Origin of the sequence: Streptomyces sp. PsTaAH-137 (genome assembly GCF_003259365.1) — a bacterium.
Taxonomy (GTDB): Bacteria; Actinomycetota; Actinomycetes; order Streptomycetales; family Streptomycetaceae; genus Streptomyces.
Genome location: NZ_QLLY01000002.1, coordinates 412053 through 429939, shown reverse-complemented (window position 1 = coordinate 429939; position 17887 = coordinate 412053). Strand labels below are relative to the sequence as shown.

17 protein-coding genes are annotated in these 17887 nt (G+C 72.4%); 8 read left to right on the top strand and 9 right to left on the bottom strand.

Features of this window, described 5'->3' with window-relative positions:
• Positions 1–63: 63 nt before the first annotated feature.
• Together K377_RS05510 and K377_RS05505 are read left to right on the top strand one after the other, a co-directional pair.
• Positions 64–1476, top strand: a complete 1413-nt coding sequence (locus K377_RS05510; protein WP_111661988.1) for an HtaA domain-containing protein — start codon at positions 64–66, stop codon at positions 1474–1476.
• 85 nt (positions 1477–1561) lie between these two features.
• Positions 1562–3094 carry an HtaA domain-containing protein gene (locus tag K377_RS05505; RefSeq protein ID WP_111661987.1) on the top strand — a complete coding sequence of 511 codons (1533 nt, stop codon included), beginning with the start codon at positions 1562–1564 and terminating at the stop codon, positions 3092–3094.
• Between the two features lie 184 nt (positions 3095–3278).
• Here K377_RS05505 and K377_RS05500 read toward each other — a convergent pair whose 3' ends face one another.
• From K377_RS05500 to K377_RS05490, 3 genes are all read right to left on the bottom strand, one after another.
• The gene (locus K377_RS05500) at positions 3279–4184 is read right to left on the bottom strand and encodes a glycosyltransferase family 2 protein (protein ID WP_111661986.1); all 906 of its coding nucleotides are present in this window, start codon (positions 4182–4184) and stop codon (positions 3279–3281) included.
• A gap of 45 nt (positions 4185–4229) precedes the next feature.
• Positions 4230–4805 (bottom strand): MOSC domain-containing protein, encoded by a 576-nt coding sequence (locus K377_RS05495; RefSeq protein ID WP_111662199.1) that lies wholly within the window; start codon positions 4803–4805, stop codon positions 4230–4232.
• A 379-nt stretch (positions 4806–5184) separates the two neighbouring features.
• On the bottom strand, positions 5185–5730 hold the full coding sequence (locus K377_RS05490; RefSeq protein WP_111661985.1) for a DoxX family protein: 546 nt from the start codon (positions 5728–5730) through the stop codon (positions 5185–5187).
• Between the two features lie 90 nt (positions 5731–5820).
• Between K377_RS05490 and K377_RS05485 the strand changes: the two genes are divergently transcribed.
• Positions 5821–6144: a nuclear transport factor 2 family protein gene (locus tag K377_RS05485; RefSeq protein WP_111662198.1), complete on the top strand. Its 324-nt coding sequence runs from the start codon at positions 5821–5823 to the stop codon at positions 6142–6144.
• Between the two features lie 163 nt (positions 6145–6307).
• Here the strand turns inward: K377_RS05485 and K377_RS05480 are convergent, their stop codons facing one another.
• Positions 6308–7174, bottom strand: coding sequence for a PhzF family phenazine biosynthesis protein (locus K377_RS05480; protein WP_111661984.1), 867 nt, complete (start codon positions 7172–7174; stop codon positions 6308–6310).
• A 167-nt stretch (positions 7175–7341) separates the two neighbouring features.
• Positions 7342–8121 (bottom strand): SDR family oxidoreductase, encoded by a 780-nt coding sequence (locus tag K377_RS05475; protein WP_111661983.1) that lies wholly within the window; start codon positions 8119–8121, stop codon positions 7342–7344.
• A gap of 142 nt (positions 8122–8263) precedes the next feature.
• Between K377_RS05475 and K377_RS05470 the strand changes: the two genes are divergently transcribed.
• Positions 8264–9883 (top strand): alkaline phosphatase, encoded by a 1620-nt coding sequence (locus tag K377_RS05470; protein ID WP_111661982.1) that lies wholly within the window; start codon positions 8264–8266, stop codon positions 9881–9883.
• Positions 9884–10133: 250 nt separating this feature from the next.
• Here the strand turns inward: K377_RS05470 and K377_RS05465 are convergent, their stop codons facing one another.
• Entirely contained in the window at positions 10134–11132 is a 999-nt protein-coding gene (locus K377_RS05465) for a Gfo/Idh/MocA family protein (RefSeq protein WP_111661981.1), read from the bottom strand.
• 83 nt (positions 11133–11215) lie between these two features.
• Between K377_RS05465 and K377_RS05460 the strand changes: the two genes are divergently transcribed.
• From K377_RS05460 to K377_RS05450, 3 genes are all read left to right on the top strand, one after another.
• Positions 11216–12538, top strand: a complete 1323-nt coding sequence (locus tag K377_RS05460; protein WP_111661980.1) for a multidrug effflux MFS transporter — start codon at positions 11216–11218, stop codon at positions 12536–12538.
• Positions 12505–13680, top strand: a complete 1176-nt coding sequence (locus K377_RS05455) for a serine hydrolase (RefSeq protein WP_111662197.1) — start codon at positions 12505–12507, stop codon at positions 13678–13680. Before K377_RS05460 ends, K377_RS05455 begins: the two co-directional genes overlap by 34 nt.
• A gap of 298 nt (positions 13681–13978) precedes the next feature.
• Complete coding sequence (locus K377_RS05450; RefSeq protein ID WP_111661979.1) at positions 13979–14965, top strand: small ribosomal subunit Rsm22 family protein; 987 nt, start codon at positions 13979–13981, stop codon at positions 14963–14965.
• A gap of 67 nt (positions 14966–15032) precedes the next feature.
• Here K377_RS05450 and ddaH read toward each other — a convergent pair whose 3' ends face one another.
• Positions 15033–15869 carry a dimethylargininase gene (gene ddaH / locus K377_RS05445; RefSeq protein WP_343238095.1) on the bottom strand — a complete coding sequence of 279 codons (837 nt, stop codon included), beginning with the start codon at positions 15867–15869 and terminating at the stop codon, positions 15033–15035.
• Positions 15870–15971: 102 nt separating this feature from the next.
• Positions 15972–16160, bottom strand: coding sequence for a DUF6243 family protein (locus tag K377_RS05440; protein WP_111661977.1), 189 nt, complete (start codon positions 16158–16160; stop codon positions 15972–15974).
• A 148-nt stretch (positions 16161–16308) separates the two neighbouring features.
• Here K377_RS05440 and K377_RS05435 point away from each other — a divergent pair, with 148 nt between their 5' ends.
• On the top strand, positions 16309–16947 hold the full coding sequence (locus K377_RS05435; RefSeq protein WP_111661976.1) for a TetR/AcrR family transcriptional regulator: 639 nt from the start codon (positions 16309–16311) through the stop codon (positions 16945–16947).
• Here the strand turns inward: K377_RS05435 and K377_RS05430 are convergent.
• Positions 16926–17810, bottom strand: a complete 885-nt coding sequence (locus K377_RS05430; RefSeq protein ID WP_111662196.1) for a glycerophosphodiester phosphodiesterase — start codon at positions 17808–17810, stop codon at positions 16926–16928. The two genes, K377_RS05435 and K377_RS05430, sit on opposite strands and share 22 nt — an antisense overlap.
• Between the last annotated feature and the right edge of the window lie 77 nt (positions 17811–17887).

Below are 17887 nucleotides of genomic sequence, written 5' to 3'. Positions count from 1 at the left end.
ATAGTTTAGGTTAGCCTTACCTAAGTCGCCAGGGTCTGGTGACGGTCACCCGGAGGAAGAGCCATGCCCCGACGCGCCCGGATACGTCTCCGCGTCCTTGCCGTCACCCTGTTCACCGCGCTGCTCGGCGCCCTGCTCCCGGTCGCGGGCGCGCACGCCGCGGCCCGCACCGTGCAGGGCGGCCGGCTCGACTGGGGCGTGAAGGCGTCCTTCCAGAGCTACATCACCGGGCCCATCGCGCAGGGCTCCTACTCGCTGACGGGCGGCGCGGCCACGGTCGGCGCCAGCCAGTTCCGCTTCCACTCGGCGCGCGGCTCGTACGACGGGTCGTCCGGCGCCTTCTCGTCCTCCTTCTCCGGCGGCGTGCACTTCGTCGGCCACAAGAAGTCCAACGGGACGTACGAACTCGACATGACCATCAGCAACCCGACCGTCCGCATCGCGGGCGGCTCCGGGACGCTGTACGTCGATGTCGTGAGCAAGGCGAAGGGCACCGGGGCGGTCACGTCGTCCCGCCAGGTGCCCTTCGCCTCCCTCTCCCTGGGCGGGATCAACATGAAGGGCGACGGGAACGCCGTGGCCCTCAACAACCTTCCCGCCACGCTCACTTCACAGGGTGCGCAGTCCTTCGCCGGGTACTACACGGCGGGCACCGCGCTCGACCCGGTGAGCCTGTCCGCGGACGTCGCGCCCCAGAAGGCCGAGCCGTCGGCCACGGCCACGAAGAAGGCCGAGTCGAAGAAGGAGAAGGCGAAGAAGGCGAAGCAGGACGCCACCGGGAAACTGCACGACGGAGCTGTCGACTGGGGCGTGCGGCGCACCTTCCGCGAGTACGTCACCGGGGACATCGCCCAGGGCGAGTGGACCCTCGGCGACGGGGCGCAGGACGGCGGCGCGCTGTTCCGCTTCCCCGAGGGCTCGGGCACGTACGACAAGAAGAAGCAGTCCCTGAAGGCCGCGTTCGACGGGTCCGTCCGCTTCACCGGCGAGCACGGCCTCGACCTGAAGCTCGCAAACGTGAGCGTCACCGTCGCCGACGGCAAGGGCACCCTGCGCGCCGACACGACCAGCGACGGCAAGACCGCCGAGGACGCCGCGCTCGTGACGTTCAAGACCGGTGAACTCAAGGCCGAGGACGGGCTCGTGGCCGTCAGTGAGGCCCCGGCCGTGCTCACCGCCGCCGGAGCGAAGGCGTTCGGCGGGATGTACAAGAAGGGCACCGCCATGGACCCCGTCTCCCTGGCCGTAGCCCTCGACGCCGACGCGAGCCTCCCGGCCCTGCCCGACCTCGGCAGCTCGGCGTCGCCGACGCCCACCGCCAAGGCGAAGGCGTCGCGGGCCGCCGAACCGGCCGCGGCCGAGACCGACGCGGGCCTGTCCCGGGGAGCGGTCGCCGGGATCGTCGCCGCCGTCGTGGTCGTCCTGGCGGCCGCCGCGGGCCTGCTGATCCGCCGCGGTCGCGCAGCCCGGCGCTAGCCCCCTCAACTTCCCTCTCCCCAGCGGCCGTCCACCCTCGACGGCCCACCCAGAACATGATCCACACCAAGGAGGAACCACCCCCATGGCACGCATCGCCAGACACCCGATAGCCCTCGCCGCCGCCACGGCCACCGTCGTCGCGCTCGGGGCCGGCGCCCTCGCCCTGCCCGCCGTCGCCGCCGAAGGCTCCTCGTCCGGCATCGAGTTGAAGAACGGCACGCTCGACTGGGGCGTCAAGGAGTCCTTCCGCAAGTACGTCACCGGGATCGCCGCCGGGTCGATCGAGGCCACCGACGGCGCCACGCAGGCCGCCGACAACGGCGCGTTCACCTTCACCGACGGCACCGGCAGCTACGACACGACGACGCACGGCACCGACACCGCCTTCAAGGGCGCCGTCCGCTTCGCCTCGAAGGCGCACGGCTTCGACATCAAGATCAGCGACGTGAAGGTCGTGACGTCCGGCACCACCGGTCACATCGACGCCGACGTCTCCCTCAACGGCACCGTCCAGGACGACATCGAGTTCGCCACCCTCGACCTCTCCGCTGTCAGGCCCGGCCAGGGTGCCGGTGGCGCGATGACCTTCAAGGACATCCCGGCGACGCTGACCGCCGACGGCGCCGCGGCCTTCAACGGCATGTACAAGGAGGGCACCGCGCTCGACGCGGCGACGCTGACCGTCATGGCCGCCTCCCCGTCCACCTCCTCGCCGACGCCCACCAAGACCCCGGAGGCGACCCCGACGGAGACGGCGACCACCTCGCCGTCCCCGTCGACCGGCGGCTCCAACTCCCCGTCGCCGAGCGCGTCCACGACCACGAAGCCCGCCGACGCGGTCTCCGGCGAGGTCGTCGACGGCAACCTGGACTGGGGCGTCAAGGAGTCCTTCCGTACGTACATCACCGGACCCATCGCGGGCGGCAAGGTCGAACTGAGCGGCGGCGCCGCGAAGAACGGCTCCGTCTACCGGTTCGGCGACGCGAGCGGCAGCTACGACGCCGACGCCAAGTCCCTCGACGCCAAGTTCGCCGGCAAGGTCCGCTTCCTCGGCCACGAGGAGGACGGCGCCTACGCCCTCGACCTGCAGTTCAGCGATCTGCACGTGACGGCGAAGGGCACCTCCGGCAAGCTCGTCGCCGACGTCTCCAGCAAGGACCGGGAGTCCGGCAAGGTCACCACGTACGACGACCTGACCGTCGCCACCCTGAAGCTCGGCTCCGGCGACCTCACCGCCAAGGACGACATCGTCGAGCTCGACGGCGCCGCCGCCACCCTCACCGCCGACGGCGCCAAGGCGTTCGGCGGGTTCTACGAGGCGGGCGCCGCGCTCGACCCGGTCACGGCCGCGGTCTCCCTCGACGAGGGCGCTGCGCTGCCGGGCGGTTCCGGTGGCTCCAACGGCGGTACGTCCGGCGGTACTTCGGGCAGTGCCTCCGGTGGCGCGGGCACCACCGGTGGCACCGGCACGACCGGCTCGACCATCGGCGGCTCTCTGGCCTCCACCGGTGCCGATGTCCCGGCCGGTCCGCTGGCCGCGGCTGCCGCGCTGGTCGTGGCCGCGGGTGCGGGTACGGTGTTCGCCACTCGGCGGCGGCGCGCTCAGCAGGGCTGATCCCGGGTTGCCGTTCGGCTGACGGCCGGTGGGGGCTGGCCGCGCAGTTCCCCGCGCCCCTGAGATGCGCACTTCGTGCGCCATCTCATCAAAAGAGGCGCGCGGAGCGCAGCCTCAGGGGAGGCGGCGCGAAGCGCCTGCCTCAGGGGCGCGGGGAACTGCGCGATCGGTCAGCGCGGCCGGGTCAGATCAGCGGGGGGCGGCCGAGGCGGGTCATGTGCCGGACCGTGCGCCACTTCATCGGGCGGCGCTCACCGGCCGGTGTGCGCACGCCCTCCACGAAACCGGCCGCCCACGCGCGCAGCCCGCCGAGCGAGCGGGTCCGCAGCAGGGTGATCGCCGTCCAGACGCCCAGGTACACGGGGATCAGCAGGAGCGGCAGGCGGCGGCGGGCCAGCCAGACCCGGTTGCGGGCGGTCATCCGGTGGTAGACCGCGTGCCGCGCCGGGGACGTCTTCGGGTGCTGGAGCAGCAGCGACGGCTCGTAGAGGACCTTCCAGCCGGCGTCGAGCGCCCGCCACGCCAGGTCCGTCTCCTCGTGCGTGAAGAAGAAGTCGGCGGGCCAGTCGCCCGTCTCGGCGAGCATCTCCATCGAGAAGGCGTGCCCGCCGCCCAGGAACGCGGTCACGAGGCCGCGCCGCATCGGGTCCTTGGCGCGCAGCCGCGGCACATGACGGCGCTGCGTCTCGCCGTGCTCGTCCGCGATGCGGAACCCCACGACGCCGAGCCGCGCATCGTCCGCGTACAGGCGCTGGATCGTGGAGAAGACATCGGCGGCCACGAGCAGTCCGTCATCGTCGAGTTCGACGGCCACGTCCACGTCGCCGAACTCACGGAGCCGGGCGAGCGCGACGTTACGGCCGCCCGGGCAGCCGAGGTTGTCGTCGAGTTCGACCGTCGTGACCTCGAAGGGGTAGCCGGTGTAAGCAGGCAGCACCGTGCCGTTGCCGATCATGACGACGCGCACCGGGGGAGCGTCCTGCATGGCCACCGAATCCAGCAGCGCGTCCACGTCCTTGGGGCGGTTGCCCATGGTGACGATGGCCACGCCCAAGCGCGGAAGTTCGGGGATTCGGTGCCTGTCTGTCATGGCGGCGATGGTAGCCGTTCACCTACGGCGCCCCGCACCCGCCGGTCACACCCGCTCCAGGGGCCGGTGCGGCAGCGCGGGCAGCTCCACGTGCACGGCGTCTCCGGGCCGTACCGTCCCGCCCTCCCGTACGACGCTCATGACGCCGGCCTTGCGGACGATCTCCCCGGTGCCGGGGTCCCGGCCCACGACCCGCTTCAGCAGGCCGTCCTGGAAGGCGTCGATCTGGAGGCAGGGGTTGCGCAGCCCCGTGACCTCGACGACCGCGCCGTCGTCGCCGTCACCGAACCGCAGCAGGGTGCCGGTGGGCAGGGCGAGGAGGTCGATGCCGCGCGTGGTGACGTTCTCGCCGAGTTCGCCGGGGCGCACCTGGTGCCCCTGGGCCGCCAGCTCCGTGAACAACTCCTCGTGGATGAGGTGGACTTGGCGCAGGTTCGGCTGGGTGGGGTCCTGGGCGACGCGGGACCGGTGCTTGACCGTGACCCCGGCGTGCACATCGCCCTCGACGCCGAGGCCCGCGAGAAGCGTGATGCTCTCGCGGTTCGGCTTCGTGAAGGAGTACGTGGCATTGCTGCTCACCGCCGAGACGAGGCCGCCGGTGACGGTGCCCTCGGTGCTCAGTGAGCGCTCCGCCAGCTTCGCCACGTGGGCGGTGAGGGCGGACCGGGCGTCGGGGGTGAGCGTGCCGAGGGCCACGAGCGCCGTCACGATGACGTCGCACAGCTCCGACTCGACGTCCTGCCAGGTGTGGCTGACGCCCTTGCGCGGGTTCTGGCCGACGGCCCCGATCACCGCCTCGGCGACCTCGCCGACCTCCTCCGACAGCTTCAGCACCCGCAGCAGCAGCGCCTCACGGGAAGGCTGCCGATTGCTCGCGTCGAGCCAGGCGCGGAGCCGGTCGACGGTGATCCACAGCTCGGTGTCCGGGTCGGTGGCCGGGCGGCCGGTGTCGCTCGTCGTCATGGACGCCGAGTCTAGAGAGCAGAGGGAGAAGGAGGTGCTACGCCTCCTGCTCCTTGACCCGCTTGTTGCGCGAGCCGACCACGGCGAGCGCCGCCGCCCCCGCCCCGACCAGCGCCGCGGGCACCATCCAGTGCCGGTCGAGGACATGGCCGAGCGCGTGGTCGAGGGAGTAGCTGCCGGGTCCGGTCACCGCGAGGCCCGCGGCGACGAAGCCCAGGAAGGCCGCGTACTCGTAGCCGCCGTTCATCGCGAAGAAGCCGTTCGGGGCGTGCACGGCGGAGGCCGCCACCATGGTCCCGGCCGCTGCGGCACCGCCCACCGGGGTCGCGAGGCCCAGCGCGAGCAGCGTGCCGCCGCCCACCTCGCCGATCCCGGCGGCCAGCGCGCTCGCCTTGGCGGGGGTGAACCCCATGGAGTCCATCGCGGCGGCCGTGCCGGAGACCCCGCCGCCGCCGAACCAGCCGAGCAGTTTCTGCGCGCCGTGCGCGAGGAGCACCCCGCCGGTGCCCGCGCGCAGCGCGAGCAGCCCGAGGCCGGTGCGGTCGGGACAGGAACGCCGGGAACGTATGCAGGTGGTCTTCATGGTTCCACCGTCGGCCCGGGGAGCGCCCGGCACCCGGTGGCCGGGCCCGTTCGGGTGGCGGCCCCCACCGCCCGGTGCAACGCTGACCGCATGCCCATCCAGACCGCGAAACTCAGTGACCCGGCGGTCCGCGCCTTCGTCACGGCGCTGAACGCCCACGACAAGGACGCCTTCCGCGCGGTGCTCGCCCCCGGCGCCACCATGGCCGACGACGGCAGCGACCGGAACCTCGACGAGTGGACCGACCGCGAGATCTTCGACTCGCACGGCCACATGGAGGTCGAGAAGGAGACGGCCCAGGGCCGCGGCCTCGTCGCCCGGTACTCCAACGACACCTGGGGCGAGATGCGCACCCGCTGGACGTTCCAGGTGGAGAACGGCAAGGTCGCCCGCTTCGAGACCGGCCAGGACTGAACACTGCGCCGTCCCGAGCCTGTTGACCTCGTGCGCGCTTCAACTCCTGGCGTCCCGGCGCATGGACACCTTCAGCAGGACCCTGACGGCTTCACCGAACCGGCTCGGCACCGGCCGCGTCGACCCGGGCCCGGGACGTTGAATCAGCCCGGGCCCGCCGCGGCTACGCGATCGGGACCGCCGTCCCGCTCACCCGCACCCGCTCGTCGCCCTCCCGCAGCGTCACCGTCAGCTCGCCGGGGCGGCCCATGTCGGCGCCCTGGTGCAGGGTGAGGACGGACGCGGCCGGGACGAGGCCGAGCGCGCGCAGGTACGCGCCGAACGCCGCGGCCGCCGCGCCCGTCGCCGGGTCCTCGACGACGCCGCCCACGGGGAACGGGTCACGGACGTGGAAGGTGAACTCGCTCTCCCGCCAGGCGAGTTGGACGGTGGTCAGGTCCACTCGATGCATCAGTGCGGCGAGGCGGTCGAAGTGGTACGCCAGGTCCGCCAGGCGCTCGCGGGTGCGCGCGGTGAGGACCAGGTGCCGGGCGCCCGCGTAGGCGATCCTCGGCGGGAACGCCGGGTCCAGGTCGGTCGCCGGCCAGTCGAGCGCCGCCAGCGCCTCGGTGACGTCCTCGTCCCGTACGTCCTCGATGTGCGGGGTGACGCTCGTCAGGGTCGCGCGCAGGGGGCTGCCCGGGGTGCCCTCCACGGTGACCGGGACCTCTCCGGCCGGGGTGTGGAACAGGTAGTCGCCCGTGCCGTGGCGCTCCGCCAGGGCCACGGCCGTCGCCACGGTGGCGTGCCCGCAGAACGGGACCTCGGCTTTCGGGCTGAAGTAACGCAGGTGGTACGTCCTGTCGCCCTGTCCCTGTCCCTGTCCCTCTCCCTGGGCCGGGGTCACGAACGCCGATTCGCTGTAGCCCAGGTCGGCGGCGATCTTCAGCATGGTGTCGTCGTCCAGGCCGGAGGCGTCCAGGACGATCCCGGCCGGATTACCTCCGGCGGGGCTGGTGGCGAAGGCCGTGTAGTGCAGCGGGTTTGTCATGGGGGCATTGTGACCTGCGTGCCACCGTCGTGGCTGGTCGCGCAGTTCCCCGCGCCCTTGAAGCGAGCTGCGCTCGCTCAGGGGAGGCTGCGCGGAGCGCATGCTTCAGGGGCGCGGGGAACTGCGCGAGAAGCCCCACCGGCCGTCGGGCGACAACGCGCCCCCCATCAGCCCCGCCCCACGTACGGCATGTTCGTGGCGAGGATCGTGGCGAACTGGACGTTGGCGTCCAGGGGGAGTTCCGACATGTGGCGGATGGTGCGGGCCACGTCCGCGACGTCCATGACCGGCTCGACGGCCAGTTCACCGTTCGCTTGAAGGATCCCGGTGCGCATGCGCTCGGTCATGTCGGTGGCCGCGTTGCCGATGTCGATCTGGCCGCAGGCGATCCGGTAAGGACGCCCGTCGAGGGAGAGCGACTTGGTCAGGCCCGTCATAGCGTGCTTGGTCGCGGTGTACGCGATCGAGTGCGGCCGCGGCGTGTGCGCGGAGATCGAGCCGTTGTTGATGATCCGGCCGCCCTGCGGATCCTGCTCCTTCATCAGCCGGAACGCCGCCTGCGCACACAGGAACGCCCCGCCCAGGTTGACGTCGACGACCCGCCGCCAGTCCTCGTAGGACAGCTCGTCGACCGGGACCCCGCCGGGCCCGAACGTCCCCGCGTTGTTGAAGAGCAGATCGAGCCGCCCGAACCGGTCGCGCACGGCGGCGAACAGGGCCGTCACGTCGTCGGGGCGCGACACGTCGGCGCGGACGGCGAGCGCTTCGGTGCCGGGGGCGAGGCCCGCCGTCTCCTCCAGCGTTTCGGTACGGCGGCCCGCGAGGGCCACGCGCCAGCCGGAACGCAGCAGTTCCAGGGAGACGGCCCGGCCGATGCCGGAGCCCGCGCCGGTGACCACGGCGGTCCTCGTCGAAGCGGATACCGGTGCAGTGTGCTGATCGTCCATGGGCGCAGGGTACGGGCGGTGCGGCCATCCGGAGATCACCGATCCGCCATGTGGCTGTTGTGTACGCGACAGGCTGGCGTCGTCCCGGGCCACTGCAATTCCCCTGATGCCACACGACAGCAGCAGTCAGGGGAGGGGCTCCATGTCACACGCACCCGAACTCCGCGTAGCCGCCCAGCACTTGGGCCGCCGACGCTTCCTCACGGTCACCGGCGCGGCCGCCGCGCTGGCCTTCGCGACGAACCTGCCCACCGCGGGCACGGCGGCCGCCGCCGAGCTGGACGGCGCGAAGATCACCAGCGACCCGTTCACGCTCGGCGTCGCCTCCGGTGACCCGCTGCCCGACTCCGTGCTGCTGTGGACCCGGCTCGCCCCGGCCCCCTTCGAGGTGGGCGGCGGGCTGCCCGCGCAGCGCGTCGAGGTGAGCTGGGAGCTGGCCCTCGACGAACGCTTCAAGCGGATCGTCCGGCGCGGCAGAGCCACCGCCCACCCGGAGTTCAACCACTCCGTGCACGTCGAGGTCGACCACCTCGACGCCGGCCGCGTCTACTTCTACCGCTTCCGCGCCGGATCCTGGGTCAGCGGCACCGGCCGCACCCGCACCGCGCCCGCCGCGTCGCAGCGCCACGTGCCCGCGCTCACCCTCGCGGCCGTCTCCTGCCAGGCGTACCACGACGGCTACTTCACGGCGTACAAGCACCTCGCCGAGGACGACGTCGACGTGGTCTTCCACCTCGGCGACTACCTCTACGAGTACGCGGTCACGTCCGTCGGCGGCGCCCGCAAGTACACCGACCGGGTGCTGCCCGACGTCTTCAACCGGGAGACGACGACCCTCGACGACTACCGGCTCCGCTACGCCCTCTACAAGTCCGACCCGGACCTGGTGGCCGCGCACGCCGCGCACCCGTTCGTCGTGACCTGGGACGACCACGAGACCGAGAACAACTACGCCGACGACACCTCCGAGAACGACGACCCGCCGGCCGAGTTCCTGCTGCGCCGCGCCTCCGCGTACCGCGCCTACTGGGAGAACCAGCCGCTGCGCCGCCCCCAGCTGCCGCACGGCCCCGACGCCCAGCTCTACCGGCGCCTCCAGTGGGGCCGGCTCGCCCAGTTCGACATCCTGGACACCCGCCAGTACCGCACCAACCAGGCCAACGGCGACGGCTGGAAGTCCCCGACGCCCGAGTCCGAGGCCGCCTCGCAGACGCTGCCCGGCTTCACCCAGGAGCGCTGGCTGATCGACGGCTGGCGCCGCTCGAAGGCCCTGTGGAACGTCGTCCCGCAGCAGGTCACCTTCGGCCGCCGCAACAACCCCGACGGCACCGACACCCTCTCCATGGACTCCTGGGACGGCTACCCCGCCTCCCGCGACCGCGTCCTCCAGGGCGCCCGGTCCGCCCGCGTCGAGAACCTCATGGTCCTCACCGGTGACGTGCACGTCTCGTACGGCCTCGACATCAAGCAGGACTTCGACGACCCCGACTCCGCGACGCTCGGCACCGAGATCGTCACGACGTCGATCACCAGTGGCAAGGACGGCTCCGCCAAGCCGTCCAACTGGGCCGCCTACCTTGCCCGCAACCCGCACATGAAGCACTACAACGGCCAGCGCGGTTACGTCACCGTGGAGCTGGGCACCTCCGAGGCGCGCGCCGACTTCAAGACGGTCTCGGCGGTGACCGTCCCCGGGGCCCCGCTCACCACGGCGGCCTCCCTGATCACCGAAATCGGCAACCAGGGCCTGCGCCCGGCCTAGAGTCCCGATGGCGCGCCACCGTCGTGGCTGGTCGCGCAGTTCCCCGCGCCCCTGGGCAGTTCGTCACGCGCGGGCCGGTGGCCGCTTCTCGCGCAGTTCCCCGCGCCCCTGAGATGCGCACTTCGTGCGCCATCTCATCAGAGAAGCGCGCCACCGCTGCCTCAGGGGAAGGCTGCGCGCAGCGCATGCCTTCAGGGGCGCGGGGAACTGCGCGAGAAGCCCCACCGGGCCGCACCCGGCGACGAAAGCCCTACAGCTCCCCGGGGTACCGGACGCCGACAGCAGCCCGTACCCGGTCCAGCGTGCGCATCACGGCCAAGGTTCCATCGAGCGGCACCAGCGGCGACTCGGTGTCCCCGGCGCGCAACCGCCCCATGACCTCCAGCGCCTCGTGCCGAAGCGAATCGCGGGGCCCGTCCTCCGGCACGGCCGTGAACTCCTCGGGCTCCCGCCCGTCCCGGTGTAGAACGAACCGTTCCGGGTGGAAGAACCCGCCCGGCACATCGATCCGCCCCGCGGACCCGGTCACCGACGCCGTGACGCTCGTACCGGCGTTGATGGCACAGTGCAGCAGCGCCCGCGCCCCGTTCGCCCAGGACAGCAGCATCCCGGTCTGGAGATCGACCCCCTCGTCCGACAGCTGCGCCGACGCGACGACCTCCTCCGGCTCCCCGAGCAGCAGATGCGCGAACGACACCGGATACACCCCGAGATCGAGCAGCGCGCCCCCGCCCTGCGCGGGATCCCGCAGCCGGTGCGCGGGCGGGAACGGCCCGGCGAGCCCGAAGTCGGCCTGCACGGTGCGTACGTCACCGATCGCCCCGTCGTCGACGAGCGCCTTCAGCCGCCGTACGAGCGGATGGCAATACATCCACATGGCCTCCATGAGGAACAGCCCGCGGGAGCGCGCCAGCGAGACCAGCTCCCCGGCCTCCCGCGCGTTCAGCGCGAACGCCTTCTCGCACAGCACCGGCTTCCCCGCCTCCAGGCAGAGCCCGGCGGCCTGCCGGTGCGCGGAGTGCGGCGTCGCCACGTACACCACGTCGACATCGGGGTCCGCGGCGAGCGAGGCCCAGTCGCCGTACGCCCGCGGGATGCCGAACCGCTCCGCGAACGCCTTGGCCGACGCGTCGGAACGGGAACCCACCGCCACCACCTCGGCGTCCGGCAGATCGAGCAGGTCCGCCGTGAACGACGCGGCGATGCCGCCCGTCGCGAGAATTCCCCACCGCACGCGTTCCACTGTCATCGCTGCTCACCTCAGTTTGGTCTCGACCAGTCCGCCGAGCTGAGAGCATAGGTAATCGTACGTACGGCCGGGAGGGAGCCAGGATGACGGACAGGGCGGACAGAGCGGTGCGGCAGGCGGTGGAAGCGAAGAAGACGGAGGCGGACGCGCGCCCGATCGCCGCACCCCGCGCGGCCGTTCGCACCGGACTCCTGGTCACCCTGGTGCTCGGCGGCCTGACCGCCGTGCCGCCGCTGTCCATGGACATGTACCTCCCGGCGCTGCCGGAGGTCACCGGCTCCCTGCGCACCTCGACCGCCACCGCCCAGCTGACCCTCACCGCCTGCCTGACCGGCATGGCGCTCGGCCAGCTCGTCGTCGGCCCGATGAGCGACAAATGGGGACGCCGCCGGCCACTGCTCGTCGGCCTGCTCGTGTACGTCGCCGCCACCGCGATCTGCGCGATCGCGCCGAACGCCGTCCTGCTCATCGCCTTCCGGCTGCTCCAGGGCCTCGCCGGATCGGCCGGCATCGTGATCGCCCGCGCCGTCGTCCGCGACCGCTACGACGGCATCGCGATGGCCCGCTTCTTCTCCACCCTGATGCTGATCTCCGGCGTCGCCCCGGTCGTCGCGCCCCTCATCGGCGGGCAGATCCTGCGCTTCACCGACTGGCGCGGCGTCTTCGTCGTCCTCACCGGCATCGGCCTCGCGCTCACCGCCCTGGTCTGGAAGTGCCTGCCCGAGACCCTGGAACCCGAGCGCCGGCACGGCGGCGGCGTGGGTACGGCGCTGCGCACCATGCGCGGGCTGCTCGCGGACCGCGTCTTCGCCGGGTACATGATCGCGGGCGGCTTCGCGTTCGCCGCGCTGTTCGCGTACATCTCGGCCTCCCCGTTCGTCCTCCAGGACCTCTACGGGGCGTCGCCGCAGACCTACAGCCTCCTGTTCGGGCTCAACTCGGTCGGCCTGATCGTGATGGGGCAGATCAACGGCAAGATCCTCGTCGGCCGCGTCAACCTCGACAAGGTCCTCGGCATCGGCATCGCCGTGATCATCGCCGCGTCGGTCTTCCTCCTCCTGGTCGCCACCGGCACCTTCGGCAGCCCGAAGGAACTGGGTCTCGTCCCCATCGCGAGCGGCCTCTTCGTCCTCATGGCGTCGATGGCCCTGACCACCCCGAACACCAACGCCCTCGCGCTGATGCGCACCCCGCACGCCGCCGGTTCGGCCTCCGCGCTGCTCGGCACCTCCTCCTTCCTCATCGGCGCGGTGGCGTCCCCGCTGGTCGGCATCACCGGCGCCGACGGCGCGCTGACGGCCGTACCGATGGCGCTGGTCCAGCTCGCCGCCGGGCTCGCGGCGGCGCTCGCGTTCGTGGTGCTGTGCCGCCCGTGGCGGCGCACGGGGGAGGTGAGGGAGGTCTGAGCTCCCCAAGACTGCGGCACGGCACACCCGAGCGGGCCGGCCTCGATCCGGTCGAGCTCGCCGCCCTCGTCCGCGAGGTGCGCCGGCTGCCCGAAGGATTACGGCCCTGGTGCGCGGGTGCCGTGCTGCTCGCAGGACGCGGCCCGGTGATCGCCGCCGAGGCCGTCAGCGGCTGGGCCGTGCGCTACTCCGCGTACGACGAGAGCGCCGACCGCGGTGTCGAACTCCCGGCGGACGCCCGCGTCCCCATGACCCTCGACACCGTCTTCGACCTGGCCTCGCTCACCAAGCTGTTCACCTCGATCGCCGCCGTGCAGCAGATCGAGCGCGGCACCCTCGGCATCGACGCCCAGGTCGGCGCCTACCTCCCCGACTTCACCGGCGCGGCCCGGTACGCCGTCACCGTCCGCCAGCTCCTCACCCACACCTCCGGGCTGCGCCCCGAACTCCCGCTGTACGAGGCCCGGAACCGGCCCGCGCGGCTCGCGGCCCTGCGCGCCGAGTTCCCCTCGTCGAAACCCGGCCACTACCGCTACTCCGACCTCAACATGCTGCTGCTCCAGCAGCTCCTGGAGCGTCTCACCGGACGCCGCCTGGACGCCTTGATCCACGAGGGCATCACGCGGCCGCTCGGGATGACCGCCACCACGTTCGGACCGCGCCGTGACGCCGCCGCCACCGAGGACCAGCGGCGGCCCTGGGGCAAGGTCGACCGGGGGCCGTTGCGCGGGGCCGTGCACGACGAGAACGCCTGGGCGCTCGGTGGCGTCGCCGGGCACGCGGGCCTGTTCTCGACGGCGCACGACCTGGCGGTGCTGTGCCGGACTTTGCTGAACGGTGGCTCGTACGGCACCGCGCGCATCCTCGGCCCCGACTTCGTCGACCTGATGCTGCGGGCGCCGGGGCTCGGGTTCCGGGTCGATCAGCCCTGGTTCATGGGGGAGCTGGCCGGGAGGGGCGCCGCCGGGCACACCGGGTTCACCGGCACGTCCATGGTCCTCGACCCGGTGACGGACACCTTCCTGGTGCTGCTCGCGAACACCGTCCACCCGCGCCGCCGCCCCGCCGACAACGGCCCCCGCTCCCGAGCCGCCACCCACCTGGCCCGAGCCGTGGTCCCACTGGGCCCGGTGGGCAGCTAGCTCGCCCCGGTGGCTTCCGTCGCCGGCTGCGGCCCGGTGGGTGGCTGGTCGCGCAGTTCCCCGCGCCCCTATCGGGTGGTTCGTTACGCGCGGCCCGGTGGCCGCTTCTCGCGCAGTTCCCCGCGCCCCTGAGATGCGCACTTCGTGCGGCATCTCATCAGAAGCCCCCGGTGGGAGGCTGCGCGAAGCGCATGCCTCAGGGGCGCGGGGAACTGCGCGAGAAGCGGCCACCGGCCCGCAGGCGAAGAACAACCAAGGGGCGCGGCCGCACCCGACGGACGCCCCGTAAAATCGACGGGTGAACGCCCCCACCGACGACACCCTCCGCGCCGCCCTGGCCACCCTCCTGGAAGGCCTCCCGCCGAGCCAGGCGACCCGCGCCGTGGACCGCCTCATCGCGAACTACCGGGGCACCACGCCCACCGACGCCCCGATCCTCCGCGACCGCGCCGACGTCGTGGCGTACGCGGCGTACCGGATGCCGGCCACCTTCGAAGCGGTCCGCGCCGCGCTCGACGCCCTCGCCGCAGCGGCCCCCGGCCGGACCCCCACCGGGCACCTCGACATCGGCGGCGGAACCGGCGCCGCCGTCTGGGCGGCCCAGGACGTCTGGCCCGGCAAGCGCCCGACGACCGTCCTCGACTGGTCCGAGCCCGCGCTCGCGCTCGGCCGCGAACTTGCTTCCGCGGAGCCGACGTTGGCGTCCACCGTCACCTGGGAGCGGGCCCGCATCGGCGCCTCCTCCGCCCCGGCCGACGCCTCCCTGGTCACCGTCTCCTACGTCCTCAAGGAACTGACCGAGGCCGACCGTGCCGCCGTCGTCGACACCGCCGCGCGGGCCGCCACCGACGCCGTCGTGATCATCGAACCCGGTACGCCCGACGGCTACACCCGCGTCATCGAGGCCCGGGACCGGCTGATCGCGGCCGGTTTCCACGTCGCCGCGCCGTGCCCGCACAGCGGGACCTGCCCGATCGTGCCCGGCGCCGACTGGTGCCACTTCTCGGCGCGGGTCAGCCGTTCTTCGCTGCACCGGCAGATCAAGGGCGGGTCGCTGGCGTACGAGGACGAGAAGTTCGCGTACGTCGCGGCGACCCGCTTCGCCCCGGAGCCCGCCCCGGCCCGCATCGTCCGCAAGCCCCAGATCCGCAAGGGGCAGGTGCTGCTCGACCTCTGCGAGGTGCGGGGCGCGCTGACCCGCACGACGGTCACCAAGAAGCACGGGGCCCTTTACCGGGAGGCGCGGGATGCCGAGTGGGGCGATGCGTGGGGTGCCGGGGACTGATTGTTGCGCGTCGGCCTGCGGCCCGGTGGGTGGCTGGTCGCGCAGTTCCCACGCCCCCGCACCCGACCTACAACCCCCGAAGCTCAAGCGTGCAGCACTTCACGCTGCCGCCCCCCTTCAACAACTCCCCGAGATCCATCCCCACCGGAACGAACCCGCGCTCCCGCAGCGGCTCGAACAAGCCCACGGCGGCCTGGGGGAGCAGTACGTGCAGGCCGTCCGACACCGCGTTCAGGCCGAAGGCGACGGCATCGGCCTCGTCCACGACCAGCGCGTCGGGAAACATCCGCCGCAGCACGGCCCGGCTCCCGGCCGAGAACGCGCCGGGGTAGTACATGACCTCGTCGGCGGCGTCGTCCAGCACGGCCAGCGCCGTATCGAGGTGATAGAAGCGCGGGTCGACGAGATCGAGCCCGATCACCGGCCGCCCGAACACCTCCTGCGCCTCCCCGTGCGACAGCGGCGACGCCCGGAACCCGCGTCCCGCGAGCAGATAGGAGGCGGTGACGGCGAAGTCCCCCTCGCCCTCGTTGACGTGCACCGGCTCGTGCACCTGCGCGTACCCCCGGCCCCGGAACCACTCCAGGTGCGCGACGGCCTCCAACTCCCGCTCGGGATGGGCGAACCGGGCCCCGAGCACCCGCCCGTCGACGACCGTCGCCCCGTTCGCGGCGAACACCATGTCGGGCAGGCCGGGCCGCGGGTCGAGGACGTCGACGGTGTGGCCGAGCGCGCGGTACCGGTCGCGCAGGTCCTCCCACTGCGCGAGGGCGAGCCGGACGTCGACGGGTTTCGACGGGTCCATCCACGGGTTGATCGAGTAGGTGACCTGGAAGTGTGCCGGTGGGCACATCAGATAGCGCCGGGGTGTGGCGCTCCGGTCGGCGATACGCGGATTACGCAATGAGGGCTCCTCACGACCGCAGGGCTGTTGACGCCCATGGTGCGGCCGGAGGAGCCCTCCGGGCTGTGAACCGAACGGGTGGTTCGCGGCGGTACGTCCGGGTCATGACGCGTCGTGTCCGCCGTGCCTCTCCTGAAGCCTGCGCAACAGCTCCCGCTTCTGCGCCACGGGATCGACGCCCCCGCCGAACTGCCCGCTCCGGCCGCCGCCGCGCAGCGCCTTGCGGGAGAGCTTGCTCCGCGTACCGCCGACGCCCAGCAGTCCGCCTCCGCCTGCTCCACCTCGGGTCATGGTGTGCTCCTTTGTTCTGTTCGCGCATTTCACCGTGACGAGACGTTTCGTCTCGCCTCTGACTCGCTCCACTCTGTACGAGACGGTGCGTCTTGTCAATGCATTACGAGACGGAACGTCTCGGTTCGCTCGCTGCTACATTCGAACCATGGCAGCCACGCAGTCGTCCCCCGACAAGAAGACGCCCCCCGACTCCACCCGCCGCAGCGAACGCTCCCGCCACGCCATCTACGACGCGGCCCTCTCCCTCGTCGGCGAGATCGGCTACCCCCGGACCACCATCGAGGGCATCGCCGCCCGGGCCGGCGTCGGCAAGCAGACGATCTACCGCTGGTGGGGATCGAAGGCCGAGGTCCTCCTGGAGGCCTTCCTCGACCTCGGCGAGCAGGCGGCCCGCGAGGCCGGCGGCGCCGACGCGTACGCCATCCCCGACACCGGCGATCTCGCCGCCGACCTCAAGCACGTCCTGCGGCTCACCGTCGACCAGCTCCAGGACCCGCGCTTCCAGGGCCCGTACCGCGCCCTGGCCGCTGAGGGCGTGGTCAACGAACAGGTCGGCCGGAAGTTCACCGAGCAGCTCCTCCTGCCGTCGCTCCAGTTGTACGTCGACCGGGTGCGCGCCGCGCAGGAGGCCGGTCAGGTGCGCCAGGAGATCGACCCGCGCATCGCCCTCGAACTCTGGGTCTCGCCGCTGGCCCAGCGCTGGCTGCAGTTCACGGGCCCGATCTCGCACGAGTACACGGACACGCTCGTCGACTACGCCCTCTACGGCATCGCGCCCCGCTGAGGCGTACGCGCCAGCAGCCCCGGCGCGTCGGAGATCACCCCGTCGCAGCCGAGCCGCAGCACCCGGTCGCGCTCCCGCGGGGTGTTCACGGTGTGCGCCCAGACCCGTGGCACCCCCGATCTGACGGCCCGCAGCAGATCCGCGTCCCGCGCCCGGTAGTCCATGTCCAGCACGTCGACGTAACCGGCCCAGTGCGCGGGCCGGTCCGTCCGCATCTGCCGCGCCGAACGCCACAGCTGGGCGATCAGGCCCAGCTGATGGGCGCGGCGCGCGACGGCGGGACGGTTGGAGTTGACCAGCACCGAGCGGGTCAGGCCGCGCGCCCGGATCAGCCCGGCGAGCCGGGCCAGGCTGTCGGGATCCTTGGCCTCCAGCATCAGCACGGAACGGCCGCCGAACCGGTCGAGCACCTCCGCGACCGTCGGCGGCCGCTCGCGGCGCCAGTGCCCCGGCAGCGCCGCCCGGGGCCGCAGCCGCACCCCCTGCCAGCCCCGCCGGTCCAGGCCGCGCACCGGCCCCGCCGAGGTGGTCGTGCGGTCCAGGGTCCCGTCGTGCATCACCACGAGGGTGCCGTCGCGCAGCATCCGCGTATCGAAGTCGAGCACCTGCGCGGTACCGCGGTCGAAGGCCGCCGCGAGCCCCGCCATGCTGTTCTCCGGCACTTCGAGGGCGCCGCCGCGATGCGCCGTGTACGTCACGCGGGGCAGGGTGTCGACGGTGAGCGGACCGCGGCCCCGGTCGAGCGGACCGACGAACGCCAGACCGCTGACGGCCAGCAGGCCGGCGGCCCCGGCGAGCGGCACCGCCCTGCGGAGCGGGGCGGCCAAGGCGCTCAGGGCGCTCAGGGCGGGCGGGGCGGTCATGCGCATCACGGTAAAGCCGCAAATACCGTATTCACTGTCAATGACATCGATAACACCCGATGACATCTCATCGCGGT